Raw genomic sequence first — 23,441 nt, 5'->3', positions numbered from 1 at the left:
TCTGTCGTACGCCCTGCCGGTCCAGCGGGCGGTCCTACAGGTGCGGCAGGATCGCCGGCATCAGGTCCTGGAACGTGCGGCCGTTGGCCGGGGTGCCCAGGGCGGTCATCGTCCAGCCCGAGCCCGCGCGATGCACCTTCGCCATGATCTGGGCGGTGTAGTCGCCGCCGCCGTCCAGGGTGTAGCGGGCGAGTTCCTGGCCGTTGGTCTCGTCGACGAGGCGGCAGAACGCGTTCTGCACCTCCTGGAAGGTCTGGCCCGTGAAGGAGTTCACGGTGAAGACGATCTGGTCGATGTGGACCGGAACTCGCTGCAGGTCCACCAGGATCGCCTCGTCGTCACCGCCCTGGCCTACGCCACCGACGAGATTGTCGCCGGTGTGCCGGACGGAGCCGTCGTCGCTGACCAGGTGGCGGAAGAAGACGACGTCGACCGGCTGCTTCTCGGCGAAGAGGACGGCAGAGGCGTCCAGGTCGATCTCGCGGGTCCGGGAGCCGAACAGGCCGCGTCGCTTCGCCGCCTGCCAGCCCAGTCCCATACGGACCGCAGTCAGGGTGCCCCCGTCCTTCTTCTCCAGGCTGATGGCCTGACCCTTGCTCAAGTTGACGGACACCGCTGAATCCCCTCTCGATGGTCCCCTGTTGCCGCGCAGCGCGCGCGGTTGTCCAAAACCCTACGCAGGGGCACCGACAGGGCCGCACCCCGGCCCGCGCTTTGTGTCGGTGTTGCAACACTTGGCGCATATGCCGAGGTCCGGCACGGTGGCGGGGGCTCAGGCGAGTCCGGCCTCCCGCATCTGGCGCAGTTCCTTCTTCATCTCCGAGACCTCGTCGCGCAGCCGGGCCGCGATCTCGAACTGCAGCTCCGCAGCGGCGGCGCGCATGCGCTCGGTCATCTCCTCGATCTGCTCGGAGAGTTCGGCCGCCGGGCGGTCCGTGGGCACCGTGGCCGCGGCCTTGCCCTTGGCACCCTTGCCGGCCTTTCCACCCTTGCCGGTCTTGTCTCCGAGTGACGGGACCGGTGCCTTGGCACCCTTGCCGTCCTTGGACTTGCGGTAGCCGGAGCCGAGGAGCTGCTCCGTGTCGACCTCTTCGCGGGCGATCTGCGCGACGATGTCGTTGATCTTCTTGCGCAGCGGCTGGGGGTCGATGCCGTTGGCCTTGTTGTAGGCGACCTGCTTCTCCCGGCGGCGGTTGGTCTCCTCGATCGCCTTCTCCATCGCCGGGGTGATCTTGTCGGCGTACATGTGGACCTGGCCGGAGACATTGCGCGCCGCGCGGCCGATGGTCTGGATCAGCGAGGTGCCCGAGCGCAGGAAGCCCTCCTTGTCGGCGTCCAGGATCGCCACGAGGGACACCTCGGGCAGGTCGAGGCCCTCGCGCAGGAGGTTGATGCCGACCAGGACGTCGTACTCACCGGAGCGCAGCTCGCGCAGCAGCTCGACGCGGCGCAGGGTGTCGACGTCGCTGTGCAGATACCGCACCTGGATGCCGAGCTCCAGGAAGTAGTCGGTGAGGTCCTCGGCCATCTTCTTGGTGAGGGTGGTGACGAGGACGCGCTCGTCCTTCTCGGTGCGCTTGCGGATCTCGTGCACCAGGTCGTCGATCTGGCCCTCGGTGGGCTTGACCACGACCTCCGGGTCGACCAGGCCGGTCGGGCGGATGATCTGCTCCACGACACCGTCCGAGCGGGACAGCTCGTAGGTGCCCGGGGTGGCCGACAGGTAGACGGTCTGGCCGATGCGCTTCTGGAACTCCTCCCACTTCAGGGGGCGGTTGTCCAGCGCGGAGGGCAGACGGAAGCCGTGGTCCACGAGCGTGCGCTTACGGGAGGCGTCGCCCTCGTACATGGCGCCGATCTGCGGGACGGTGACGTGCGACTCGTCGATGACGAGCAGGAAGTCGTCCGGGAAGTAGTCCAGCAGGGTGTTGGGCGGAGAGCCGGGCAAGCGGCCGTCGAAGTGCATCGAGTAGTTCTCCACGCCGGAGCAGGTGCCGATCTGGCGGAGCATCTCGATGTCGTACGTGGTGCGCATCCGAAGGCGCTGGGCCTCCAGGAGCTTGCCCTGCTTCTCCAGCTCGGCGAGGCGCTCCCCCAGCTCCTTCTCGATGTCGTTGACGGCCCGCTCCATGCGCTCGGGGCCGGCGACGTAGTGGGAGGCGGGGAAGATGTACAGCTGCTGGTCATCGCTGATGATCTCGCCGGTGAGCGGGTGCAGCGTGGACAGCGCCTCGATCTCGTCGCCGAACATCTCGATGCGGACAGCCAGCTCCTCGTAGACCGGGAAGATCTCGATGGTGTCGCCACGGACCCGGAAGGTGCCGCGGGTGAAGGCCATGTCGTTGCGCGTGTACTGGATGTCGACGAAGCGGCGCAGCAGCTCGTCGCGGTCGATCTCCTCGCCGACTCTCAGGGGGACCATCCGGTCCACGTACTCCTGTGGAGTACCGAGGCCGTAGATGCAGGACACGGAGGCGACCACGACGACGTCGCGGCGGGTGAGCAGCGAGTTCGTCGCCGAGTGGCGCAGCCGCTCGACCTCCTCGTTGATCGAGGAGTCCTTCTCGATGTAGGTGTCCGACTGCGGGACGTAGGCCTCGGGCTGGTAGTAGTCGTAGTACGAGACGAAGTACTCGACCGCGTTGTTCGGCAACAGCTCGCGGAACTCGTTGGCCAGCTGGGCGGCCAGCGTCTTGTTCGGCGCCATCACGAGCGTGGGGCGCTGGAGCTTCTCGATCATCCACGCCGTGGTGGCGGACTTGCCGGTGCCGGTCGCGCCCAGCAGGACGACGTCCTTCTCACCGGCCTCGATGCGCTTGGCCAGGTCGGCGATGGCCGCCGGCTGGTCACCGCTGGGCTGGTAGGAGCTGACGACCTCGAAAGGCGCCACCGTGCGTTCGATGTGGGAAACGGGCCGCATGTCATCCACCGTACGACCCCGCACTGACAACGGGTCCGGATCAGCGATTCTGCGGGGTCCGGGACACGTGGTGCGCGGGGCGGCGCTCCTCGTGAAGGGCGGCACGGCGGTCCGGGTGGGAGGTGACTGCGGCGGCCGGGACACCCGGTTTGTGCTCGATGGGCCTGGGCACGGGCCGGCCCATGACCATCAGCGGGTCGAAGATCACCACGACGCCCGCGAGGAGCAGGAAGGCGAGCGGGCCGATCAGCATCGGTGCGAGCACGGACGGCTCCGGCGCACCTCCGGCGCTGTGCGTCGTGCCGTCGAGATGGACGCCCAGGGCGGCCATACCGGTGTAGTGCATGCCGCTGACCGCGAGCCCCATGACGAGGCTCGCTCCCACGCTCCACAGGAAGCCCCGGACGCGTCCGGCGGCCCACAGAGCGGCGGTGGCGGCCACGACCGCTATGACCACGGAGGTGGCGACGGTGAGCGTGTTGTAGGTGAAGCGCCCGTGGAAGCGCACGCCCGCCATGCCGAGGTAGTGCATCGAGGCGACGCCGAGGCCGGTGATCGTGCCGCCGGTGAACAGAGCGGTACCGGTGGCGCCCCGGTAGCCGACGATGAAGATCCCGACCCCGACCATGACGACGGCGAGGCCGAGGCTCGCGTAGGTGATCGACTTGTCGTAGTGGATCGGCGTCTCCTTGACGGCGAAGCCCATCATGGCGACGAAGTGCATGGTCCAGATGCCGGAGCCGATCGCGGCGGAGCCCAGGGCCAGCCAGGCGGGCCGCCAGGAGTGCGTGACCAGCAGGGACCGGGTGGTGCAGCGCAGGCCGAGGGCGCCGCCGAGGCAGGCCATCAGATAGGCCACCAGCGGGGTGACGGCCCCGTAGCTGAATCCGTCGACCGTGCCTTGCATCCGCGGCTGCCCTTCCGCCCTCTTGCGTCCTGGAATCCCCGACTTGTTCCCCCGGCCCAGGACCGCGCCGGCGCTCAGGGTTGTCGCAGAGAGTATGACCCCCACCGGAATGGTCGAACGATTTTCCGGCAAAGAAACACGGCCTTGCCCCAGTTGTGGGGTACCGGTGAGCGGACCTGGACATCTCCATTCGGTCTGTGGCCGTCGTGCGCCCGGGTACCGTTGACCGTCTGCTGTCACTCTGGTTGCTGTCGGTATTCGCTCGACGCGAGGAGTCTGCATGCACGCGCGTGTACTTGCCGCCGCGGCCGCCGCCGTCCTGGGGACGGCGACCCTGCCGAGCCCCACCCCCGACGCCCCGGCCGGCGACGTCGGCCTGCCCACGGTGATCGCCCACCGGGGTGCCTCCGCCTATGCTCCCGAGAACACGCTGGCCTCGATCGACAAGGCCGCGCAGCTGGGCTTCTCCTGGGTCGAGAACGACGTTCAGCGCACCAAGGACGGCGAGCTGGTCGTCATCCACGACGACAGCCTGCAGCGCACCACGAACGTCGAGCAGGTCTTCCCCGGCCGGGCTCCATGGAAGGTGAAGGACTTCACCGCCGCCGAGATCGCCCGGCTGGACGCCGGCAGCTGGTACTCCCCGGCGTACGCGGGCACGCGCGTGCCGACGCTGAAGGAGTACATGTGCCGGATCGAGCACAACCACGAGAAACTGCTCCTGGAGATCAAGAACCCGGAGCTGTACCCGGGCATCGAGCAGCAGACGCTGAAGCTGCTCGGCAACGAGGGCTGGCTGGACCACAAGCACCTCGGGCGGTTGATCGTGCAGAGCTTCAGCGCCGACAGCATCCGGACCGTGCACGAGCTCAGGCCCGCGGTCACCACGGCCTACCTCGGGTCGCCCACCGCGGCGCAACTGCGCCGGTACGCGCCCTACACGGATCTCATCAATCCCTCGTACGGGTCGCTCTCCCAGGCGTACGTCTCGGCCGTCCACGCCGTCGACGGACCGCACGACAAGCCGCTCGGCGTGTTCGCGTGGACGGTGAACGACGCGGCCACCGCCCGTAAGGTCGCGGACTACGGCGTCGACGGGATCATCAGCAACAAGCCCGACGTGGTGCGGGCGGCGCTGGACTCGCACTGAACGCGGCGGGCGTTGTCAGTGGCGGGTCGTACCGTGGGCGCATGGACAGCGATGGGCAGGATGAGCAGCGAGTCGTGTGGGCCGTGGTGGGCACGGACATCGGTCCGCTGATGCTGGCGGCGACCCGTGACGGCCTGGTCAACGTGGTCTTCCACGCCACGGACGCGGTGCGCGACCGCGCCGTGGAGCGGCTGGCGGCCCGGCTGGGCGGCACTCCCGTGGAGGATCCGGACTCGCCGCTGCTGGCGGAGGCGATACACCAGCTGCGGGCCTATTTCGCGGGCGAGCGGCACGACTTCGACCTGCCGCTCGACTGGTCGCTGATCTCCGGCTTCAACCGGCAGGTGCTGCGCGAGCTGGCGTCCGGCGTGCCCTACGGCACGGTGGTGGGGTACGGCGATCTCGCCGGGCGGGTCGGGCAGCCCGGCGGGGCACAGGCGGTCGGCGTGGCGATGGGTGCCAATCCACTGCCGGTGGTCGTGCCGTGCCACCGGGTCGTGGAGAGCGACGGCGGCATCGGCGGCTTCGGGGGCGGGCTGGAGACCAAGCGCAAGCTGCTCGCCCTCGAGGGCGTGCTGCCCGAGCCGCTGTTCTGACCGGCCCGGCTAGTCGTCGTAGTGCCGGGCCTCGAAGACGTTGCCGTCGGGGTCCCGGAAGTAGAAGTTACGCCGGGCCCTGCCACGGGCGCCGAAGGAGTCGCGGCCGATGGCGCTCATGGGTACACCGTGCTCCTCCAGCCGGGCGCGCAGGGCGTCGAACGCGTCGGCGGCCAGGGACAGGCAGATGTGGTTGACCGGGTGACCGGCGGCGTCGGCAGCGCCGGGCAGCATGTCCATGTGCTCGGCGGAAGTGAGCGGGACAAGGTCCAGGATGGTCTCCTCGTTGACGCGCACGGAGGGGAACGCCGTCTTTCCTTCGGCGTACTCGGCGACTCTCACGGGTTCCAGGCCGACGGCGTCCCGGTAGAAGCCGGCCGCTGCGACCGGATCGGCCACCCACAGGACGACGTGGTCGAGACGCGTGCTGTTCTTCCTCATGCGACCCAGGCTGGTGGCGTCCCCCACAGGCCGCAAGCGTTTAGCGACGGCCGTCATCCGCCAGAGATGGGGGAAGGGACCGACGGACAGAAGGCGGTGCGCGTGGTGCTGGTGGTGTCGCAAGAGGTCCGGGAAGCGATCGACGCACGGCGGCCGGTGGTGGCCCTGGAGTCCACGATCATCGCGCACGGCCTGCCCCGCCCGCGGAACCTGCGGGTGGCGCTGGAGCTGGAGGACGCGGTACGGCGGGAGGGCGCCGTGCCGGCGACCATCGCCGTGCTCGACGGCCGCCCCCGTGTCGGCCTGGACAAGGAACAGCTGGAGCGGGTCGCGAACGAGGACGGCATCCGCAAGCTGGGCCACCGCGATCTGTCGCTCGCCGTGGCGGCGGGTGCGAGCGGGGCGACCACGGTGTCGGCGACGGCACAGCTGGCCGCGCTCGCGGGCATCCGGGTGTTCGCCACCGGCGGGCTGGGTGGTGTGCACCGGGAGTGGACGGTGACCCAGGACGAGTCGGCCGACCTGGGGCTGCTGGCACGTACCAGGATCACGGTGGTCTGCGCGGGCGTGAAGTCGATCCTGGACGTGCCGGCGACCCTGCAGCGTCTGGAGACGCTGGGCGTGGCCGTCGCCGGGTACGGCACGGACCGGTTTCCCGGCTTCTATCTGTCGGACTCGGGGCATCCGGTCGACTGGACGCTGGAGACTCCGGAGCAGGTCGCGGACGTCATGCGGGCCCAGAACGCGCTGGACGCGCCGGAGTCGGCGCTGATCGTCGCCAACCCGGTCCCCGAGGCCGAGCAGCTCGATCCGGAGCTGCACGCGCGCGTGCTCGCCGATGCGCTGCGCGCCTGCGCGGAGCAGCGCCTCACCGGACAGGTGGTCACCCCGTTCCTGCTGGACTACCTGGTCCGGCACACCGACGGCGCCTCCCTGAGCGCCAATCTGGCGGCAGTGCGCGGCAACGTACGGCTGGCGGCGCGGATCGCCACCGCGTGGAGCAGGGGATGACCGCGGACGGGGCCCTGCTGGTCGTCGGCGACGTGGTCACGGATGTGGTCGCCCGGCACCGGGGGCCGCTCGCGGCCGGTACCGACACGGCCGCCGCCATCCGTACGGTACCGGGCGGCGCGGGAGCGAACGTGGCCTGCTGGGCCGCGTACGCGGGCTGCGCGGACGTACGGCTGCTCGGACGGGTGGGCGCGGACGCGGACGCGTGGCACGAGCGCGAGCTGGTCGCGGCCGGAGTGCGGCCCCGGCTGGTCGTGGATCCGACGGCCCCGACGGGGACGGTGATCTGCCTCGTCGACACGGGTGCGGCGGCGGAGCGTACGTTCCTCACGGACAGCGGGGCGTCTCTGCGGCTCGAACCCGCCGACTGGTCGGACGCGTTGCTCGACGGCGTCGCCCGGCTGCACCTGTCGGGCTATCTGCTGTTCACGGAACCCAGCGGGGAGCTTGCGCGGACGGCGCTCGCGGCGGCACGCGCGCGTGGTGTGCCGGTCAGCCTGGATCCGGCTTCGGCGGGCTTCCTGGTGCGGTTGGGCGTGGATCGCTTCCTGGCGTTCGCGGAGGGCCTGGACGTGTTGCTGCCCAGCCGGGACGAGGCGTGTCTGCTGACGGGGCTGCCGGATCCGGCGGACGCGGCGGCCAAGCTGAGCCGTCTCGTTCCGCTGGTGGTGGCCAAGGCGGGCGCGGCCGGAGCGCTGGTGGCCCGTTCCGGCAGCGCACCGGCCAGGGTCCCGGCGACGCAGGCGGTCGCCCGGGACACCACGGGCGCCGGTGATGCCTTCACCGGCGCGTTCCTCGCCGCCCTGCTCTCGGGCGCGGCCCCGGAGGAGGCGGCGGCGCGGGGCTGCCGGGCGGGCGCGCAGGCGGTGGAACGGGTGGGAGGCAGACCACCGCGCGCGGGGGACGACGGCCAGCCATGAGCGGCAAGGCCGGCGTGTGCGGGAAACGCCGGCCGGCCGCGGCAGGGAGGCACAGCGCCGCGCCCCGGGAGCGACGGCTGACCATGCGTGGCAGGCACAGTGCCGGGGACGGCAGCTTGGTCACGCCTGGAAGGGAGACCGCCGCATCCCAGGAGCGACGGCTGATGACGCGTGGGAGGGGGGCCGCCGCGCTCGGGGAACGACGGCCGGCCAGGGGCGCGAGACAGACCACCGCGAGCGGGACACGCTAGCTGGCCGTCCCTGAGAGGCAGAGCACGCCACAAAAAAGCGACGGCTGGTCACCTGCCGGTGCCATGGGGACGCCGGCAGCCGTGGCTCGACCCTGCGCGGCACCGTGATGCGTGGGCAGAGCGGTTGGAACGACGCAGCTCGGTCTCTTGGCGCAGTCGTCTAGGCCTTCTTCCCCCACGCCGAGATCATCGGTGCGGTGACCAGATCCATGCCGCCGGCCTCGACGTTGGCCAGATGCCGGTCGATGTCCTCTTCGGTCGCGAGCCCCGCGGCGACAAGCCTGGCGCGGATCTGACGGACCGTCGCGGCCTCGAGGGCGGTGCAGGCGGGCGATGTCACCGGGAAGAACGCATCGGCCTCCACGCCGCTCAGGCCGGCTGTGCGCAGGAGACGCGGGAGTTTACGGCCGTACGCCAGATCCGCGCCACGTTCGGCGAGCAGCTCGCGGAAGCCCTGGCGCAGCCGGTTCGCCAGCCTCTGCTCTGGGCCGTACTCGTCGGGACAGGTCAAGGGCTGGAGAGCGGGGTCTGCGTCCTCGACCAACAGCCGTCCGCCGGGCCGCAGGGCCTGGATCATGGACCGCAACGCTCTTTCCCGGTCTCGGACATGGACGAGGACGAGCCGGGCGTGGACCAGGTCGAAGCCCTCGCCCGGCGGTTCGTCGGCGCCGACGTCGTGGACGCGTACCTCCACCGGTGGGCGGGCAGCGGCGGCGAGCCGCGAGGTGTCGATGTCGGTCGCGACGACCTTGCCGGTGGCGCCCACCTTCTCGGCGAGCCAGGACACCACTGAGGTACCGCCGGCCCCGACTTCCCAGCAGCGCCAGCCGGGTCCGATGCCGAACGCCTCGATGTGCCGGAACGTCGTGGGATCGAAGAGGGCGGCGAACGCGTCGAAGCGCCGTGCCGCCTCGTCCTGCCGGTTGTCCAGGAGGTATCCGTCGGATGGCGTCATGCCACGATCATCCCAGTCGCCCGGCTTGTCCGGACCGGCCGGCTCTGCGTCCACAGGCGGGAACCAAGCGGAATACTCCATTCCCACAGGCTTACCCGCGCTTTGCCCTCGGCTGGCAGACTTGCCGGGCAAGGCGTGGAAGCGTTGCGCGAGGGAGATCCAAGCGAGGAGATGCAGATGTCCATGGCGGGGAATCTGCGGAAGGTCACGGGGCTGGGCAGGGTGGGCGGCCTGCGCAAGATGGCGCGACTGGCCCGGCGGCACCCTCGTGTGGACCTGAGTCATCCCGCCAGGTCACCGCTGGGCTCGTCGGTGGTCAACTGCGTGACGTACCAGGACGGCGTACGCGTGCCGCAGTGCACGGATTTGGTGGATGCCGTGCGGATGGTGCGCAAGACCGGCGAGGGGTTCGTCTGGCTCGGGCTGCACGAGCCGACGGACCGTGAGTTCGCGGGCATCGCCGAACTGTTCGACCTGCATCCGCTGGCGGTGGAGGACGCGGTCGAGGCTCATCAGCGCCCGAAGCTGGAGCACTATGGGAACACGCTCTTCGCGGTGTTCAAGACGGTCTGTTACGTGGAGCACGAACAGCTGACGGCCACCAGCGAAGTGGTGGACACCGGAGAGATCATGGTGTTCGCCGGTGAGGACTTCGTCATCACGGTACGGCACGGCCGGCACGGCTCACTGGGGCCGCTGCGCGAGGAGTTGGAGGCGCATCCGTACCAGCTCGCCAAGGGACCGGCGGCGGTTCTGCACGCGATCGCCGACCACGTCGTCGACGACTATCTGAACGTCACCGACGCGGTACAGGCCGACATCGACCAGGTCGAGGCGGAGGTGTTCTCGGAGAACGGCGCTCGCGTCGACCCCGGCCGCATCTACCAGATGAAGCGTGAACTGCTGGAGCTGAAGCGGGCGGTGGTGCCGCTGGGCCGTCCGGTGGAGGACCTGGCCACTCGCCCCATACGGGTCGTCGCCCCGGAGATACAGGCCTACTTCCGGGATGTGCTCGACCATCTGATCCGGGCCAAGGAACAGATCGCCGCGTTCGACGAACTGCTCAACTCGATCCTGCAGGCCCACCTCGCGCAGGTGACCGTCGCGCAGAACGAGGACATGCGGAAGATCACGGCTTGGGCAGCGGTGATCGCCGTACCGACGATGGTGTGCGGGGTGTACGGCATGAATTTCGAACACATGCCGGAGCTTCACTGGCGGTTCGGCTATCCGCTGGTCATGGCCGTCATGGCGGGGGCGTGTCTGGTGCTGTACCGGGGCTTCCGGCGCAACGGCTGGCTCTGAGCCGCGGGCCTGCGGCCGGTCTGTCCTGCTCAGCCGCTCCAGGCGGGATGGCGTGGGTCGTCGGCGCGGACCAGGACGTCCGCCGTGCCGGCGGGGTCGGTGTCGGACTGGTAGCGCTCGAAGGCGGGGAGCGTCCAGTGGTCGCCCTCGGGGGTGCGGCGGCGCAGGGCACCCGGTGAGAGGAGGAGATGCACGGTCAGGTCGAACGGGAACCAGTGACGCAGCAGAAGGGGGCCGTGGAGCAACAGGACTGCGCCGGGCGGGAGTTGGACATAGGGGCTGCGGGTGGCCCGGTCGGTGGCCGGATCCCACAGGTCGGGCAGGACGCGCCCGCTGCCTCCGGGATCCAGCGGGCCGAAGACCTCGCGCCACAGGGCGCCGGTGTCGACCCATCCGCCGTAGTACGACTCCGCGTCCCGCCGCCCGTGTTCCAGGCGCAGGGACGCGGGCCGCAGGAAGCCCTCGGCGCCGACCACGAGCGAGGGCCGGCCGCGCACCCGCAGCGCCTCTCCGACCCGCTCGGCGAGCTCGCCGGGCCGGGCGGCCAGGGCTCCGTCGAAGCCGACGCGCGGCCAGGCGCTTCCGTCGGCCGGCTCAAGGGCGGCCAGCCGGTCGGCGAGCAGCTCGGCGAGCCGGTCCCAGGTGATCGCTTCGAGTCGCACGGGGTCAATGATGCCGGGTGGCGGGGAGGCGGTGCGGTGGCGGTGCCTGCCAGGGGGGCGGGCGGTGACGGACAAGGCGTACGCGCGCGGGTACTCGGTGACGGCCGTGGTACGGGATCCGGCACGGTATTCGGATCTCGGTGGAGGGGGCGTCACCGTGGTACGAGGTGACGTCACGGACACCTCGTCCGTCGCCGCTGCCGCCGCCGGGCATGCCGGTGCCGTACACGCCGTCTCGCCGTTCAGCGGGCCCGGGCAGGGGTTCGACACGCTCGATCCCGGGTTCTTCGTGAAGGCAGCCGACGCGCGGGCGCACACCGCGGGGCTGGAACGGCTGCGGGAACGGGCAGAGGGACCCGTCGACTGGGTGATGCTCACGCCCGCCGGGCATCTGGAGCACGGTGGGCGGCGGACGGGACGGTATCGCGTCGGCGGGGAGCGGCTGCCCGGAGTCGAGGATGAGGAACGTGGCGAGAACGGTGGTGAGCCGTGGTTGTGGTACGCCGACCTCGCGATAGGGGTGGTGCACGAGATCCAGGCGCCGCTGCGGCACCGTACGCGGGTGTCGGTGTTCAGCTTCCGGAACGGGGAGGAGGGCGGCGCAAGGAAGGAGCAGAAGGAGTAGGGAGGGCAGGGGACGCGCGGGCGGTGACGGGGAAAGTACCGTGTATGGCGCTCCCCTCAACTCCCCACTCCCCCGGTCGGCTTGTCGTCATCCAGGCGCTGAAGCCCAAGCGGTGTGCCGCTTGCCGGCGTGGGCCGCTGTCGCTGCTCGTGCTGGAGGACGGGGCACCGCGCTGCCTGCACTGCGCGGACCTGGGGCACCTGGTGTTCCTGCCGCGTGGGGACACCGCGCTGACCCGCAGGTCGAGGGAGGAGAGCGGGCTGTCGGTCGTGGTGGTGCGGTTCAATCGGCGCAAGAGCCGTTATGAGCGGCAGGGCGTGCTCGTGGAGGAGGCGGCGCTGGCCCGGGCCGAGGCCCGCTGTCTGGCGGACGCGGAGGCACGGCGCCGGCGGCGGGCACGGGACGCGCGGCACAGGGCGGCCGAGGACGAACGCTTCGCGGCGGCGTTCGCGGCCGAGATCCTCCGGCTGTTTCCCGGGTGCCCTGCCGACCGGGCGCGGGCCATCGCGGCGCACGCGTCCGCGCGGGGCAGCGGGCGCGTCGGGCGCAGCGCGGCCGGGCGGGCGCTGTCGGAGGGCGCGGTGATCTCGGCGGTCGTGGCGGCCGTGCGGCATGTGGACACCCCGTACGACCAGCTGCTGATGCGCGGTGTGTCCCGGTACGAGGCACGGCGCCGGATCGCCCCGGTCGTGGAGAACGTGCTGCGGGCCTGGCAGGACGCCGGGGCGGACGTGGGTTGAGGGCTCTTGGGAGGGAGCCGGGAGGCATCTCGCGCCAGGTCGAGGATCTCGTACCTGAAAGCGCTTTCCGCGCCGCTCTGCGCGGTGGTCGGTGCGGACGTATCGTGGCCGGAAGAGTGACGACAGAGCGCCGAAAGAACGCCGAAGGAGTGCTGGAGGAGTGCTGTAGGAGTGCGGAGGACGCCGCCGACGGCGTACGGCCCGTCGTGCACCCGGCGCCCGCGGTACCGGTACGCGAGGAAGACGACCATGGCCGATCCCAAGGGGTTCATGACCACGCCGCGCCAGGAGTGGCCACGGCGGCCCGTCGAGGAGCGGGTCCGGGACTGGGACGAGGTCTATGTCCCGGGAGCGCTGCTGCCCATCATCAGCAAGCAGGCCGACCGGTGCATGGACTGCGGGATTCCCTTCTGCCACGACGCCTGCCCGCTGGGCAATCTGATCCCGGAGTGGAACGACCTGGTCTCGCGGGAGGACTGGCGCGCGGCCAGCGACCGCCTGCACGCGACGAACAACTTCCCCGAGTTCACCGGCCGTTTGTGTCCGGCGCCCTGTGAGGCGGGGTGCGTGCTGGCGATCAACCAGCCGGCCGTCACGATCAAGAACGTCGAGTGTGCGATCGCCGACCGGGCCTGGGCGGAGGGATTCGTCCCGGCGCGCCCTCCCGAGCGGCTGTCCGGGAGGACGGTCGCCGTCATCGGTTCCGGGCCCACCGGGCTCGCCGCGGCACAGCAGCTGACCCGGGCCGGGCACACGGTCGCCGTGTACGAGAAGGACGACCGGCTCGGCGGCCTGATGCGGTACGGCATCCCCGAGTTCAAGATGGAGAAGCGGCATCTGGAGCGGCGTGTCGAGCAGATGCGGGCCGAGGGGACCAAGTTCCGTACGTCGACGGTGGTCGGGCGCGATGTCGGGGCGGCTGAGCTGTGCGGACGGTACGACGCCGTGGTCATCGCCACGGGAGCGACCGCGTGGCGGGAACTTGCGGTGCCCGGTCGGGAGTTGAACGGGATACACCAGGCGATGGAGTATCTGCCGCTGGCGAACCGAGTGTGTGAGGGGGATCTGGAGGTTTCACCGCTGTCCGCGGCCGGCAAGCATGTGGTGATCGTCGGCGGTGGGGACACCGGGGCGGACTGTCTGGGGACCGCGGTGCGCGAGGGGGCCGCGTCCGTGACCCAGCTGGACATCTACGCGCAGCCGGGCGCCGAGCGCGACGAGGACATCGAGCCGTGGCCGACGTACCCGAAGATCTACCGGCTGTCGGCCGCGCACGAGGAGGCGCGGGACCTGCGGACGGCACCGGCGGCGGACGCGGACGCGCGGCTGTTCGCGGCGTCCACGCTCCGCTTCGCCGGGGACGGCAGCGGGCGAGTGCGGTCGCTGCACCTGGTGGAGGTCGACGAGCTGCGGCGTCCGGTGCCCGGCACCGGGCAGACGCTCCCCGCCGATCTCGTGCTGCTCGCCCTCGGGTTCTCCGGGCCGGACCAGGGAGACGGGCTCATCGGACAGTTGGGGCTGGCGCTCGCTCCGCGCGGCACGATCGCACGGGACGACGGTTTCGCGACCAACGTTCCCGGGGTGTTCGCCGCCGGGGACGCGGCGCGCGGGCAGTCGCTCATCGTCTGGGCGATCGCGGAGGGGCGGGCGGTGGCGGCGGCCGTCGACCGCTACCTGATGGGCAGGTCACAGTTGCCCGCGCCGGTCTCTCCGAGGGATCGGCCGATGAGGGTATAGGTGTGGCCAACGGTTTCCTCGTGGCCGTTCCGTCCCGGCGGGAGACACGGCCGGTCAGGCACCGCCGGGACGCGCCGTGGTGACTGGTCGCCGTCGTGGCGGGCCGAGACGAACGGCGCCATCCCGTCACCGGCGTCGCCAGAACCCGGTCAGCGCTACCTCTCGTCCGTCCCCGCCACCTTCCCCGTCGCCAGGGCCACCCGGTTCCACGTGTTGATCGTGCAGATCAGGGCCAGGACGTGGGCCAGTTCCTCCTCCTCGAAGTGGGCGGCGGCCTCGGTGTAGACGGTGTCGGGGACGCCCGCGTCGGCGACGAGGGTCAGGGCCTCCGTGAGCGCGAGGGCGGCCTGTTCCTTCGGGGTGAAGAAGTGCCGGGCCTCGCGCCAGACGGCGACCATGTGCAGCCGGTCCTCGCTCTCGCCGGCCTTGCGGGCGTCGTTGGTGTGCATGTGCAGGCAGTAGGCGCAGTGGTTGAGGTGCGAGGCGCGGATCTGGACCAGCTCGACCAGCGCCGGGTCGAGGCCCGCGCGGGCGGCGGCGTCGAAGCCGATGAGGGCGCGGAAGGCCTTCGGGGCGGACTTCGCGAAGTCCAGCCGGGTGCGGCCGGCGTCTGCATCGGCGATCGCGGGGGCGAAGTCGGCTGTGGTGGCGGTCGTGTGCGTCGTCATGGCTTCAACCTACGAGGCCGAAAGACCGGCTGTAGGGTGCATTTCCGTGACGGAATCATGGGTCAATTCCGCGGAGCGGATCGGCGTCGATCTGCATCTGGAGCTGTCGGGTCCGGGCGGGCGGCGGGCGGCGCTGACCCGGGCGATGCGGGAAGCCGTGCGCAGCGGACGGCTGGCGCCCGGCACCCGCCTGCCGCCGTACCGGTCGCTCGCCGCCGATCTGGGCGTGGCCCGCAACACGGTGGCGGACGCCTACGCCGAATTGGTCGCGGAGGGCTGGCTGACCGCCCGCCAGGGCTCGGGCACCCGGGTGGCCGACCGTACGGAGCCGCTGCGACACGCCGTGCGGACGCCCGTGAAGGCACCTCCACGCGCGCGTGGCCCACGGCACGATCTGCGGCAGGGCACGCCGGACGCCTCGGCGTTTCCGCGGTCCGCCTGGTCCGCCTGCTATCGGCGGGCGCTGCGGGCGGCGCCGAGCGAGGCGTTCGGGCCGGGGGACCCGGCCGGGCGCCGGGAGCTGCGGGAGGCACTGACCGCATATCTGGCACGCGCGCGTGGAGTGCGGACCGAGCCGGACCGGATCGTCATCTGCTCGGGCTTCGCGCACGCGCTGCGGCTGCTGTTCGGCCAGGGCGCGGGCGGGGTGCTGCGCGGCCCGCTCGGCGTGGAGGCGTACGGGCTGGAGTTCCACCGCGGGCTGCTCGCCACGGCCGGGGTGCGGACGGTGCCGCTCCCGCTGGACGAGCACGGCGCACGCGTGGACGTACTCGCGCGGGAGCGGGCCGTGCTGCTCACTCCGGCGCACCAGTTCCCGACCGGCGGGCCGCTGCACCCCGAGCGCCGGGCGGCCGTGATCGACTGGGCACGCGCGCGTGGGGCGGTCGTACTGGAGGACGACTACGACGGCGAGTTCCGCTACGACCGCAGGCCCGTCGGCGCGCTCCAGGGGCTCGATCCGGAGCGGGTGATCCACCTCGGGTCGGTCAGCAAGAGCCTGTCACCGGCGCTGCGGCTGGGCTGGATGGTCCTGCCGGAGCGGTATGTGGAGCCCGTACTCGCGGCCAAGGGCGAGCGGGAGGGCTGGGCGAGCGTCCTGGACCAGCTGGCGCTGGCGGAGTTCATCGTCTCGGGGGCGTACGACCGTCATGTGCGGCGCATGCGGCAGTGCTACCGGCGCCGGCGTGACCGGCTCGTCGCCGCGCTCGCCGAGCACGCGCCGCATGTCGGGGTGACGGGCATCGCGGCCGGGCTGCACGCGGTGCTGCGGCTGCCGCCGGGCACCGAGCGGTCCACGGTGAAGGCCGCCGCCTGGCAGGGCGTCGCCCTGGACGGGCTCGCCGGGTTCCGGCATCCGGAGGCCGAGGCGCTGGAGGGCGACGGGCTGGTGGTGGGGTACGCGGCCGCCGCCGAACACGCCTACGGCGCGGCGCTTGAGGCGCTGTGCGGGGTGCTGCCTCCCGGACCTACCGGTCCTACCGGACTTACCGGACCTACGGGGCTCCCCGGCCTCCCGGGCCTCCTGGGCCTCCCGGATGACGACCGTCGGGTCCTGCCCTGTCATACGGCACTCCCCGAGCGTCTGGACGAGCGTCCGGCACAGTGAATGATCAAGTCGCTGCACCATAAGGAAGTCGGGCAAGAGGCAACACATGAACCGGATCAGGACAGCAGGAAGTCGGCCTCTCCCGCCTTGGCGCCCTCGATGAACGCGGTCATCTCGTCCGCCGTGTAGATCAGCGCCGGGCCGTCCGGGTCGGTGGACTGGCGTACGGCGATCCGGCCGTCGGCCAGCTTCATCGCCTCCAGGCAGTTCCCGCCGTTGCCGCCGCTCCAGGGCTTGTGCCAGCCCTCGCTGCCCAGCTCCCGCGCGGGCATGCCGTTGTAGACCTGTCCGCGCGGCTCGATGCGATCCATTCACAGCTCCTTGCGGAGATCCCGGAGGATCTCCTTCGTGCGTTGTGCCGTAGCGGCCTGCGCCGCCATGCGGTCCATGACTTCGAGATGGGTCGCCACCTCGGCGCGCGCGTCCAGGTAGACGGCGCCGGTCAGGTACTCGCTGTAGGCCATGTCCGGCAGCTCCGGCACGGCGAATCGGAACAGCACGAAGGGCCCGTACGTCCCCGGGTGCGGGCCGCTCGCGAACGGGGCGACCTGGAGCGTCACATGGGGCAGCTTCGTGGCCTCGAGCAACTTGTCGATCTGCGCGCGCATCACCTCCGGTCCGCCGACCGGGCGGCGCAGGGCGGTTTCGTCCATCACCGCCCAGAAGCGGGGCGCGTCGGCACGGGCGAGCAGTTGCTGGCGTTGCATGCGCAGGGCGACGTGCCGCTCGATGTCGTCCGGGCTGGTCTGGCCGATGGCACCGGACTTGAGCACAGCGCGCGCATAGTCCTCGGTCTGCAGCAGGCCGGGGACGAAGTGCGGCTCATAGGAGCGGATGAGGCTCGCCGCGCCCTCCAGGCTGACATGCATCGAGAACCAGTCGGGCAGGATGTCGCGAAAGCGCTGCCACCAGCCGGGCCGGTTCGCCTCCTCGGCCACCTGGACGAAAAGTTCGGCCTCGTCGTCGGATACGCCGTAGGCCCTGAGCAGCAGTTGCAGGTACGGGATCTTGAGGGCGACCTCGGCCATCTCCATGCGGCGGACGGTGGCGGGTGCGACGCGCAGCACCCGGGCGGCGTCCTCGCGTTTCAGTCCGGCGCGTTCCCGCAGGTCCAGCAGGCGTCGACCGAGGACCACCTGACCCACCGTCGGCGCGGACCGCGGTTCACTCACGCTCGCACCTCCATCGAAAGCTCCACCGAAGGGTCCACCGAAAGGCCCACCGAAAGCTCCGTCGACCGTTCCACCGACAGCTCCACCGAAATGTTTCCCGACAGCCATGCGGCGCCATTCGAAGATGCATTCGAAGACCGGTCCGGCCTCCGATGCCTCCAATTGGCGCCGCGCGACGTGCTGTTGCGAGCAGTGTGCCACGGCTCCGGCCGCGTCACCCAGCACTCTGCAATTTTCAGAGTGACACTTGCCAAGTGTTCACGGCGGGGAGATAGTGGCAAGCGTGATTCCGTCCGCGCCCTTAGGAACAGACACCGCAGGCCGTCCCGGTCTCGGTGCCGCCACGGCAGCCCCTCAACGGGGCACGGCCGAGCGCCGGTTCCGCTTCGAGCTGGCCGCACATCCGCGTTCCGTCACCCAGGCGAGGCGTCTGGCGCATGCCCGGCTGACCGGCTGGTCGGTGTGCGCGGACACCTGCGACAGCGCGGCCCTGGTCATATCCGAGCTGGTCACGAACGCGATCGTGCACACCGCGAGCAGTCGCGTCGTGTGCGAACTGCACGACCACGACGACACCGTGCGCATAGCCGTACGCGACGAGGGCTGTGCCCCCGGCGAACCCCACCCGTCCCCGCAGCGGACCGACGAGGAGCACGGGAGGGGACTGCTTCTCGTCGACGCGCTGTGCCGGGCCTGGGGCGTCCAGGAACACGGCCCCGGACTGCTGGTCTGGGCCGAGCTGGCCCGCCGGACCGACACGGCCCGGGACACCGCCGAGCCGTGCAACGACCTCGGCTGGGGCGCCCGTCCCAAGCCGGGCCGCCCGGACGATCCCGACGAGGACGAGCCCCCGGAGGGCCGGCGCCGCCTTTCCGGGCAGCCCCCGCAACGGGCACCGGAGCAGCGGCCCCCTCACGGGGTACCGGAGCAGCAACACCAGCGCGGCGTCCCGGAGCCCCACCGGCACCGGGCCCTGGACCGGCCCCCGCACCAGCCTCAGCACCGGGCGCCTGAGCAGCACCGCGCCGGGGAGCGCCCGTGACCGGCGGCTGCGACGCCGACCGCGGGGACAGCACCGGCTCGGCGCGGAACGGTCCCACAGGATCCGGCCGCCCCGGAACCTTCGGGCCGGGTCAGGACACCACCACCGACTCCGGCCGGCCCGACACCACCAGCCCCTACCAGGCCAGCTCCGGCCGATCCCGGCCCAGCGCGCCCGACCAGGGGGACACCCGGCGCACCACCACGAGCCTCGGTCTCGACACCCTGGTGCGGTTGCAGCGCCGCCGGTCCACCCCGGACGCGCCGCGTCGGCTCACGGTGCCGGACGGCATGAGCGCACCGCTCGGCTGCGACGCCGTGGCCGTGCCCGACCGTCTCGGCCCGCTGGTCGTCCCCCGGCTGCCGCGGCTGGGCTGTGTGTACGCCGACGGCGCCCGCTGGTGGTGGATCGTTCCGTCGGACTCCGACTACGCCCTGCCCTGGCCGTCCCCGGCGCACTACGCCCCCGGTGCCCTGGTCACCGGCACGGCGCGGCTCATCCACCGGCCGGAGGGCACGGTGCCGTACACCCCGCCGATCCCGCTGTACCTGGCCCTGTGCCGGGTGACGGGGACGGCCCCGGACTGGTCTCAGGCCCTCCCGGCGTAGCGCCGCACCGGCCCTGACCGAGGCGCCCACCGAGATGCCGAGTGCCGAGGGGCCCACTAAAACGCGTGGCCGAGGAGGTGGTCGCGGGTCTGCCACGCGGCCTGACACCCTGCCGGGTGGACGAGCCGACGGCCGCGCTGGACGCGCGGGCCGGCTGGAGGTGTTCGAGAAGACCCGCTCGCCGGCCGGCAACGGGGCAGACCGTCCTGCTGATCAGCCACCAGCCGGCCGCGCAGCTGCGGCCAGGGGCGGGTCTACGCCGAGCTGTACGTGCTGCAGGCGCAGCGGTTCACGGCGAAGGTACCGGCACCGAAACCGGCCTGAGCGAGCTCACTCCGTGTGGTCACCGCCCCGTACGATCACCAGGAACGTGTCTGTCGCGAGGTCCATGACGACTTCCGCGGGCAGGCCTTCCTGACGCCGCGCGTGCGCGAACTCCTCCGCGGGCCAGGATCCCCGCGGACCACCGGCGGGAAAGCGTTCGAGCACGGTTCGCCCGTTCACCATCTCGCACCTCCAGAAAGCGTCGTGCTTATGGGAGTTAACGCCCTGGAGACGGCAAACGCCTCGTCCGGTGACGGGACTGAGACATTACCTACACCCGTTCTGCGCGGACCGTGAGTATCCGTTCACTTTGCGACAGGAACTCACCTTCCGTGTCAGTAGTCGCACCCAGGTCGAGCAGAGTCCCTTGTACGGGCCGGCCGTGCCCCGCCGCTTGTCCAGCGAGAGCCGGGGGTCGGCGAGCGCGGCCCGGACGTCCTCGTACCGGGTGACGAGCCAGGCGGCGGTACCGTCCGGTCCCGTGATGCGGTGCACGGACGCAAGGTCGCGCAGGCGCCGGTGGACGTCGTAGGGATGGTCGAGGAGGCCGTCGGCGGGGTCCATGGGCGTCCGCCCAGGGCGCCGGGGTGGCTCGGTGGATCACCTTCCCGACTGCGTGGGGCGGGCGGCGAGTTGACCGACGACGGTGATGACTTCCCGGGTGGGAGGGGCGGCGGGGCGGGATCCGGCAAGGGCGAGCGCACGGACCCGTCCCGCCGCCCGGTCCGTCAGTGGCCGAGCCCCTGGTTCAGGCGGGCCAGCAGCAGATTGGGGTCCTGCTGGGTGAAGTACGCGGCGCTGTCGACGTAGACCGTCCCGTCGTGTACGGCGACGGAGGTCGGGTTGGCCAGCCCGTCCGCCTGTGTGAGGGCGGCGGTGCGGGTGCCGTCGGGGTGTACCTCGGCGACCTCGTCGTCGCCGATCAGGGCGGCGAGGACGGTGTCGCCGTACGGGGTGACGAACGTGAAGTCGTCGATGTGGTCGAGGCCGGTGGCCCGGGTCTCCACCGGCCCCGCGCAACCGTCCGGCCGTACGGGAATGCGCAGCAACGTCCCCCGGTCACTGTTGGACACCCAGACGGCACCGCCGTGGATCTTGACGCCGTTGGCGCCGAAGCCGGCACCGGTGACCGGGACCGGGGTGAGGGCGGTGTCCCGGGCCCACACGGTCGGTGTGCCGCCTGCCCGCGGGACCCGCCAGACGATGCCCTGCGCCGAGTCGGCGGCGTAGAGCACTCCGTGCCGCTCGTCGAGGGCGAGGCCGTTGGGCAGTGCGGTCGCCGGGAGCTGTGCGATCTGCCGGGGCGCGCCGCCGTCGGGGCCGATGCGCCAGATGCCGGTCTTTCCTGTGCCGGTGGCGTAGTTGACGTAGAGCGTGCCGTCGTGGGCGCGGGCGATACCGAAGAGGGTCGCGGCCTTGAGGACGGGGGTGTTCGGGTTCGGCTCGTCGGGCAGGGTGGCGAGGATCGTCGTGTGCCCGTCCGGGGTGACGTGGGCGATCTGCCGGGCGGAGGCGAAGGTCAGGTCGGCGGAGCCGTCGGGCTCGACCGTGATGTTCTCCGGCGTCTGCCCTGCCGCTTTGTCGAAGTGGGCGACGATGTGCGGCTGGGACACGGTCGGTTCGGCGGCGGCTGCGGGTGACGCCGCGAGCACGACGGCGGCGACGACGGCCGTGGCGGCGCCGGTCGAGAGTCTGAGGCGGGTGAGTCGGGGCACGAACTCTCCTTGGACAGGGAACATGGACCTCCCTGTGGGACGCGGACACGCCGCCGTGGGTTGACTCGGTCCGAGCCGGCGCGCGCCTCATCCGGCGAGCGGCAGGCCGGGCAGCCGTAGCCCCGTCCGTTCCCGGTGCCCCTTCTCGAACTCGGTCAGCAGCTCGGTGAGTTGCTGCAGGTGCGGGGCTGCGAGGCGGCCGGAGTCGTCGAGGTGGACGGCGCAGGCGGTGGTCGTGTCGACGAGCCGTTCCAGGGTGACGGCCAGCTCGTCCGCACCCTCCGAGTGCCGGGCGAGTGAGGGGAGTTCGGCGGCGGCGAGGGCGAGGGCGGCACGGGCCTCGGCGAGGGTGCGGTAGGCCTCGCGGCGCAGGGTCCAGCGGGTGGCGCGGTCGGGGGACCGGCTCAGCACATGCGCGAGGTAGGCGTGCGCGGCGTTCCCCGCGGCGGCCAGCCGGGCCCGCACTGCCCCGCCCCGCTGCCCCGGCATCGGCAGATGCCCGACGACGAGCACGATCACGCAGGCCAGCAGCGTCTCCCCGATCCGGCTGACGGAGGCCTGCGGCTCACCGCCGGCCATCACCAGACTGAGCACGAGTACGGTCACGACCGCGGTCTGGGCGGCGAAGTGCCGTGTGGCGACGGGGATCAGGGCCCCGCTGACGGCCACGAGCGCGATGAGCCCGCCGGGCCGGGGCAGCACCGCGGCGAAGGCGGCGAACACCAGAGCGCCGAGCACGGTTCCCGCCGCCCGGCACAGCACCCGGGAGGCGAGTGGCCCGAGGTCGGGCTTGACGAGGAAGACGACGGTGGCGGGCAGCCAGTACCAGTGCTGGTGGTGGCCGTACCAGCGGGTGTGGTGCAGCGCCTGGGCGAGGGCGGCGCCGGCCCCGAAGCAGAGGGCGACCCGCAGCCCGTACTCGCGTCCGCCCGCACCGAACGCGGCGCGGAGGGCGGCGCGTACGGCGTCCTTTGCGCCCCGGCGCCGGGCGGGCAACCGCTGCTGTGCGCCCCCCGCCCGGTCGAAGGCCTCGGCGGCGCGCAGCAGGGCGTCGTCGAGGGCGCGCAGGGCGGGGGCGGACCGGTGGGGGGCGGGCAACGGGCCGGTGGCGGTGTCACCGCGGACGGCGGCGGCGAGCCGCCGGAGCCCTTCCGCGGCCCGCGCCGAGACCGGCTCCCCCGCCCAGAAGAGCGCGGTGGCGGCCTCGGCGAGGGGCAGCGCAGCCGCATACCGCGCATGCAGCCGGCGCTCGGCGGCGGACGAGGCGTACCGGCGCAGCCGGGGCCCGGCGAGGGCGTCCTGGGCATGGTCGAGCGCGGCGGTGAGCGCGGCCCGCCGGGCGGTGGCCTGCTCACCGCCCACGGCGTCGAGGAGCGCGGCGACGGCGTCGTACACCGCGGCGACCGCCGCCCGCTCCCCGTCGAACCTGAAGTCACCGGCGGTGGCACCGGGCGTGGGCAGGGCCAGCCGCAGGGCGAGCAGCCATCCGGCACCGGCGAAGAAGGCGAGGGCGCGCAGCAGACCGCTCTCGGCCGCCGGCATCCCTGCGCCCAGGGCGGCACCGACGAGCAGCTGCGTCCCCACGGCGGACGCGACGGGCCCGACCGCGCTGACACCGCCGGCGACCAGCCCGAGCCCGGTGAGCGCCAGGGCGAGCGGTACGGCGGCCAGCCCCTGCCCGGCGCACGTGCCCATGAGCAGCCCGAGAGCGCCGGCCAGCGCGGGCGACCCGAGCCGCTTGACGGAGGCCCGGCGGCTGCCCGGCCGGTCGTTGATGCCGGCGAGCATCGCACCGATGGCGGCCAGTACACCGTCGGGCGTCCGCCCGGCGAGCACCCCGGCGAGCAACAGCGGACCGGCGGCGAACGCGCCCCGGGTCACCGCGCTCCAGGGCACGGGACCGCGCTGGGCGCGCAGGGCATGGGCGAGCCAGGGGGGCGCGACGAGCCGGGACACGGGGCTCCTGTTCGTACGAGGGCGGGGTGGGGGTGCCTTCGGACGACGGTGGCCGGGGGGCTGTGTCCACCGTAGGGCGGGTTCCCGGTGCGAACGGGGCGATCACGTTTCGGGCAGGTGAAAGATGCCC

Annotated in this window: 23 protein-coding genes and 1 pseudogene; 11 read left to right on the top strand and 13 right to left on the bottom strand. The window is 71.9% G+C overall.

Annotated elements, in window-relative coordinates; all coding sequences use genetic code 11:
* Window positions 1–34: 34 nt before the first annotated feature.
* From ABZ624_RS16925 to ABZ624_RS16915, 3 genes are all read right to left on the bottom strand, one after another.
* Complete coding sequence (locus tag ABZ624_RS16925; RefSeq protein ID WP_351247245.1) at window positions 35–613, bottom strand: TerD family protein; 579 nt, start codon at window positions 611–613, stop codon at window positions 35–37.
* A 159-nt stretch (window positions 614–772) separates the two neighbouring features.
* A complete protein-coding gene (gene uvrB / locus ABZ624_RS16920; RefSeq protein ID WP_360088510.1) occupies window positions 773–2,920 on the bottom strand; it encodes an excinuclease ABC subunit UvrB in 2,148 nt (715 codons plus the stop codon).
* Window positions 2,921–2,960: 40 nt separating this feature from the next.
* Window positions 2,961–3,827, bottom strand: coding sequence for an MHYT domain-containing protein (locus ABZ624_RS16915; protein ID WP_360088507.1), 867 nt, complete (start codon window positions 3,825–3,827; stop codon window positions 2,961–2,963).
* A gap of 280 nt (window positions 3,828–4,107) precedes the next feature.
* Between ABZ624_RS16915 and ABZ624_RS16910 the strand changes: the two genes are divergently transcribed.
* Window positions 4,108–4,977 carry a glycerophosphodiester phosphodiesterase family protein gene (locus tag ABZ624_RS16910; protein WP_360088504.1) on the top strand — a complete coding sequence of 290 codons (870 nt, stop codon included), beginning with the start codon at window positions 4,108–4,110 and terminating at the stop codon, window positions 4,975–4,977.
* Window positions 4,978–5,018: 41 nt separating this feature from the next.
* Complete coding sequence (locus ABZ624_RS16905) at window positions 5,019–5,573, top strand: methylated-DNA--[protein]-cysteine S-methyltransferase (protein ID WP_360088501.1); 555 nt, start codon at window positions 5,019–5,021, stop codon at window positions 5,571–5,573.
* A 9-nt stretch (window positions 5,574–5,582) separates the two neighbouring features.
* On the opposite strand, the gene ABZ624_RS16900 is transcribed toward ABZ624_RS16905, so the two are convergent.
* Window positions 5,583–6,014 (bottom strand): VOC family protein, encoded by a 432-nt coding sequence (locus tag ABZ624_RS16900; RefSeq protein WP_360088498.1) that lies wholly within the window; start codon window positions 6,012–6,014, stop codon window positions 5,583–5,585.
* 102 nt (window positions 6,015–6,116) lie between these two features.
* Here ABZ624_RS16900 and ABZ624_RS16895 point away from each other — a divergent pair, with 102 nt between their 5' ends.
* Together ABZ624_RS16895 and ABZ624_RS16890 are read left to right on the top strand one after the other, a co-directional pair.
* Entirely contained in the window at window positions 6,117–7,025 is a 909-nt protein-coding gene (locus ABZ624_RS16895) for a pseudouridine-5'-phosphate glycosidase (protein WP_360088611.1), read from the top strand.
* Window positions 7,022–7,945, top strand: coding sequence for a PfkB family carbohydrate kinase (locus ABZ624_RS16890; RefSeq protein WP_360088495.1), 924 nt, complete (start codon window positions 7,022–7,024; stop codon window positions 7,943–7,945). The genes ABZ624_RS16895 and ABZ624_RS16890 overlap by 4 nt, the downstream gene beginning before the upstream one ends.
* A gap of 411 nt (window positions 7,946–8,356) precedes the next feature.
* Here the strand turns inward: ABZ624_RS16890 and ABZ624_RS16885 are convergent, their stop codons facing one another.
* Window positions 8,357–9,151 (bottom strand): methyltransferase, encoded by a 795-nt coding sequence (locus ABZ624_RS16885; RefSeq protein WP_360088492.1) that lies wholly within the window; start codon window positions 9,149–9,151, stop codon window positions 8,357–8,359.
* Window positions 9,152–9,328: 177 nt separating this feature from the next.
* On the opposite strand from ABZ624_RS16885, the gene corA reads away from it, so the two are divergent.
* Window positions 9,329–10,456 (top strand): magnesium/cobalt transporter CorA, encoded by a 1,128-nt coding sequence (corA, locus tag ABZ624_RS16880; protein ID WP_360088489.1) that lies wholly within the window; start codon window positions 9,329–9,331, stop codon window positions 10,454–10,456.
* 29 nt (window positions 10,457–10,485) lie between these two features.
* Here the strand turns inward: corA and ABZ624_RS16875 are convergent, their stop codons facing one another.
* Window positions 10,486–11,118, bottom strand: a complete 633-nt coding sequence (locus ABZ624_RS16875) for a uridine kinase (protein WP_360088486.1) — start codon at window positions 11,116–11,118, stop codon at window positions 10,486–10,488.
* A 64-nt stretch (window positions 11,119–11,182) separates the two neighbouring features.
* Here ABZ624_RS16875 and ABZ624_RS16870 point away from each other — a divergent pair, with 64 nt between their 5' ends.
* The 3 genes from ABZ624_RS16870 to ABZ624_RS16860 all read left to right on the top strand — a co-directional run bounded on the left by ABZ624_RS16870 (window position 11,183) and on the right by ABZ624_RS16860 (window position 14,220).
* Entirely contained in the window at window positions 11,183–11,743 is a 561-nt protein-coding gene (locus ABZ624_RS16870) for an NAD(P)H-binding protein (RefSeq protein ID WP_360088483.1), read from the top strand.
* 44 nt (window positions 11,744–11,787) lie between these two features.
* Window positions 11,788–12,483 (top strand): DUF2293 domain-containing protein, encoded by a 696-nt coding sequence (locus ABZ624_RS16865; protein WP_360088480.1) that lies wholly within the window; start codon window positions 11,788–11,790, stop codon window positions 12,481–12,483.
* 249 nt (window positions 12,484–12,732) lie between these two features.
* Window positions 12,733–14,220, top strand: a complete 1,488-nt coding sequence (locus ABZ624_RS16860; RefSeq protein ID WP_360088477.1) for a glutamate synthase subunit beta — start codon at window positions 12,733–12,735, stop codon at window positions 14,218–14,220.
* Window positions 14,221–14,375: 155 nt separating this feature from the next.
* On the opposite strand, the gene ABZ624_RS16855 is transcribed toward ABZ624_RS16860, so the two are convergent.
* A complete protein-coding gene (locus ABZ624_RS16855; protein WP_360088474.1) occupies window positions 14,376–14,888 on the bottom strand; it encodes a carboxymuconolactone decarboxylase family protein in 513 nt (170 codons plus the stop codon).
* Window positions 14,889–14,934: 46 nt separating this feature from the next.
* Here ABZ624_RS16855 and ABZ624_RS16850 point away from each other — a divergent pair, with 46 nt between their 5' ends.
* Window positions 14,935–16,494 carry a PLP-dependent aminotransferase family protein gene (locus ABZ624_RS16850; protein WP_360088471.1) on the top strand — a complete coding sequence of 520 codons (1,560 nt, stop codon included), beginning with the start codon at window positions 14,935–14,937 and terminating at the stop codon, window positions 16,492–16,494.
* A 56-nt stretch (window positions 16,495–16,550) separates the two neighbouring features.
* On the opposite strand, the gene ABZ624_RS16845 is transcribed toward ABZ624_RS16850, so the two are convergent.
* Both ABZ624_RS16845 and ABZ624_RS16840 read right to left on the bottom strand, forming a co-directional pair.
* Entirely contained in the window at window positions 16,551–16,805 is a 255-nt protein-coding gene (locus ABZ624_RS16845) for a DUF397 domain-containing protein (protein ID WP_360088468.1), read from the bottom strand.
* Window positions 16,806–17,666 carry a helix-turn-helix transcriptional regulator gene (locus ABZ624_RS16840; protein ID WP_360088465.1) on the bottom strand — a complete coding sequence of 287 codons (861 nt, stop codon included), beginning with the start codon at window positions 17,664–17,666 and terminating at the stop codon, window positions 16,806–16,808.
* A gap of 247 nt (window positions 17,667–17,913) precedes the next feature.
* Here ABZ624_RS16840 and ABZ624_RS16835 point away from each other — a divergent pair, with 247 nt between their 5' ends.
* Complete coding sequence (locus ABZ624_RS16835; RefSeq protein WP_360088462.1) at window positions 17,914–18,708, top strand: ATP-binding protein; 795 nt, start codon at window positions 17,914–17,916, stop codon at window positions 18,706–18,708.
* 224 nt (window positions 18,709–18,932) lie between these two features.
* A complete protein-coding gene (locus tag ABZ624_RS16830; RefSeq protein ID WP_360088608.1) occupies window positions 18,933–19,316 on the top strand; it encodes a hypothetical protein in 384 nt (127 codons plus the stop codon).
* 330 nt (window positions 19,317–19,646) lie between these two features.
* Here the strand turns inward: ABZ624_RS16830 and ABZ624_RS16825 are convergent, their stop codons facing one another.
* The 4 genes and pseudogenes from ABZ624_RS16825 to ABZ624_RS16810 all read right to left on the bottom strand — a co-directional run bounded on the left by ABZ624_RS16825 (window position 19,647) and on the right by ABZ624_RS16810 (window position 23,311).
* Window positions 19,647–19,823: a hypothetical protein gene (locus ABZ624_RS16825; protein WP_360088459.1), complete on the bottom strand. Its 177-nt coding sequence runs from the start codon at window positions 19,821–19,823 to the stop codon at window positions 19,647–19,649.
* Window positions 19,824–20,003: 180 nt separating this feature from the next.
* Window positions 20,004–20,204, bottom strand: a pseudogene (locus ABZ624_RS16820) (cytochrome P450); the annotation flags it as partial.
* A gap of 164 nt (window positions 20,205–20,368) precedes the next feature.
* Entirely contained in the window at window positions 20,369–21,355 is a 987-nt protein-coding gene (locus ABZ624_RS16815; RefSeq protein ID WP_360088456.1) for a hypothetical protein, read from the bottom strand.
* A gap of 87 nt (window positions 21,356–21,442) precedes the next feature.
* Window positions 21,443–23,311: an FUSC family protein gene (locus tag ABZ624_RS16810; RefSeq protein WP_360088453.1), complete on the bottom strand. Its 1,869-nt coding sequence runs from the start codon at window positions 23,309–23,311 to the stop codon at window positions 21,443–21,445.
* Between the last annotated feature and the right edge of the window lie 130 nt (window positions 23,312–23,441).

Origin of the sequence: Streptomyces sp. NPDC007205, assembly GCF_040634095.1 — a bacterium.
In the GTDB taxonomy this organism is placed as follows: domain Bacteria; phylum Actinomycetota; class Actinomycetes; order Streptomycetales; family Streptomycetaceae; genus Streptomyces.
The sequence above is the reverse complement of the archived record's forward strand: the minus strand, read 5'-3'. Positions and strand labels throughout refer to the sequence as shown.

Excerpts from the sequence above, each read along its gene's own strand:
- ABZ624_RS16825 (WP_360088459.1), bottom strand. The coding sequence starts at position 19,823 with ATGGTGAACGGGCGAACCGTGCTCGAACGCTTTCCCGCCGGTGGTCCG.
- ABZ624_RS16855 (WP_360088474.1), bottom strand. The coding sequence starts at position 14,888 with ATGACGACGCACACGACCGCCACCACAGCCGACTTCGCCCCCGCGATC.
- corA (WP_360088489.1), top strand. The coding sequence starts at position 9,329 with ATGTCCATGGCGGGGAATCTGCGGAAGGTCACGGGGCTGGGCAGGGTG.
- ABZ624_RS16910 (WP_360088504.1), top strand. The coding sequence starts at position 4,108 with ATGCACGCGCGTGTACTTGCCGCCGCGGCCGCCGCCGTCCTGGGGACG.
- ABZ624_RS16890 (WP_360088495.1), top strand. The coding sequence starts at position 7,022 with ATGACCGCGGACGGGGCCCTGCTGGTCGTCGGCGACGTGGTCACGGAT.
- ABZ624_RS16865 (WP_360088480.1), top strand. The coding sequence starts at position 11,788 with ATGGCGCTCCCCTCAACTCCCCACTCCCCCGGTCGGCTTGTCGTCATC.
- uvrB (WP_360088510.1), bottom strand. The coding sequence starts at position 2,920 with ATGCGGCCCGTTTCCCACATCGAACGCACGGTGGCGCCTTTCGAGGTC.
- ABZ624_RS16860 (WP_360088477.1), top strand. The coding sequence starts at position 12,733 with ATGGCCGATCCCAAGGGGTTCATGACCACGCCGCGCCAGGAGTGGCCA.
- ABZ624_RS16845 (WP_360088468.1), bottom strand. The coding sequence starts at position 16,805 with ATGGATCGCATCGAGCCGCGCGGACAGGTCTACAACGGCATGCCCGCG.
- ABZ624_RS16885 (WP_360088492.1), bottom strand. The coding sequence starts at position 9,151 with ATGACGCCATCCGACGGATACCTCCTGGACAACCGGCAGGACGAGGCG.
- ABZ624_RS16900 (WP_360088498.1), bottom strand. The coding sequence starts at position 6,014 with ATGAGGAAGAACAGCACGCGTCTCGACCACGTCGTCCTGTGGGTGGCC.
- ABZ624_RS16905 (WP_360088501.1), top strand. The coding sequence starts at position 5,019 with ATGGACAGCGATGGGCAGGATGAGCAGCGAGTCGTGTGGGCCGTGGTG.
- ABZ624_RS16915 (WP_360088507.1), bottom strand. The coding sequence starts at position 3,827 with ATGCAAGGCACGGTCGACGGATTCAGCTACGGGGCCGTCACCCCGCTG.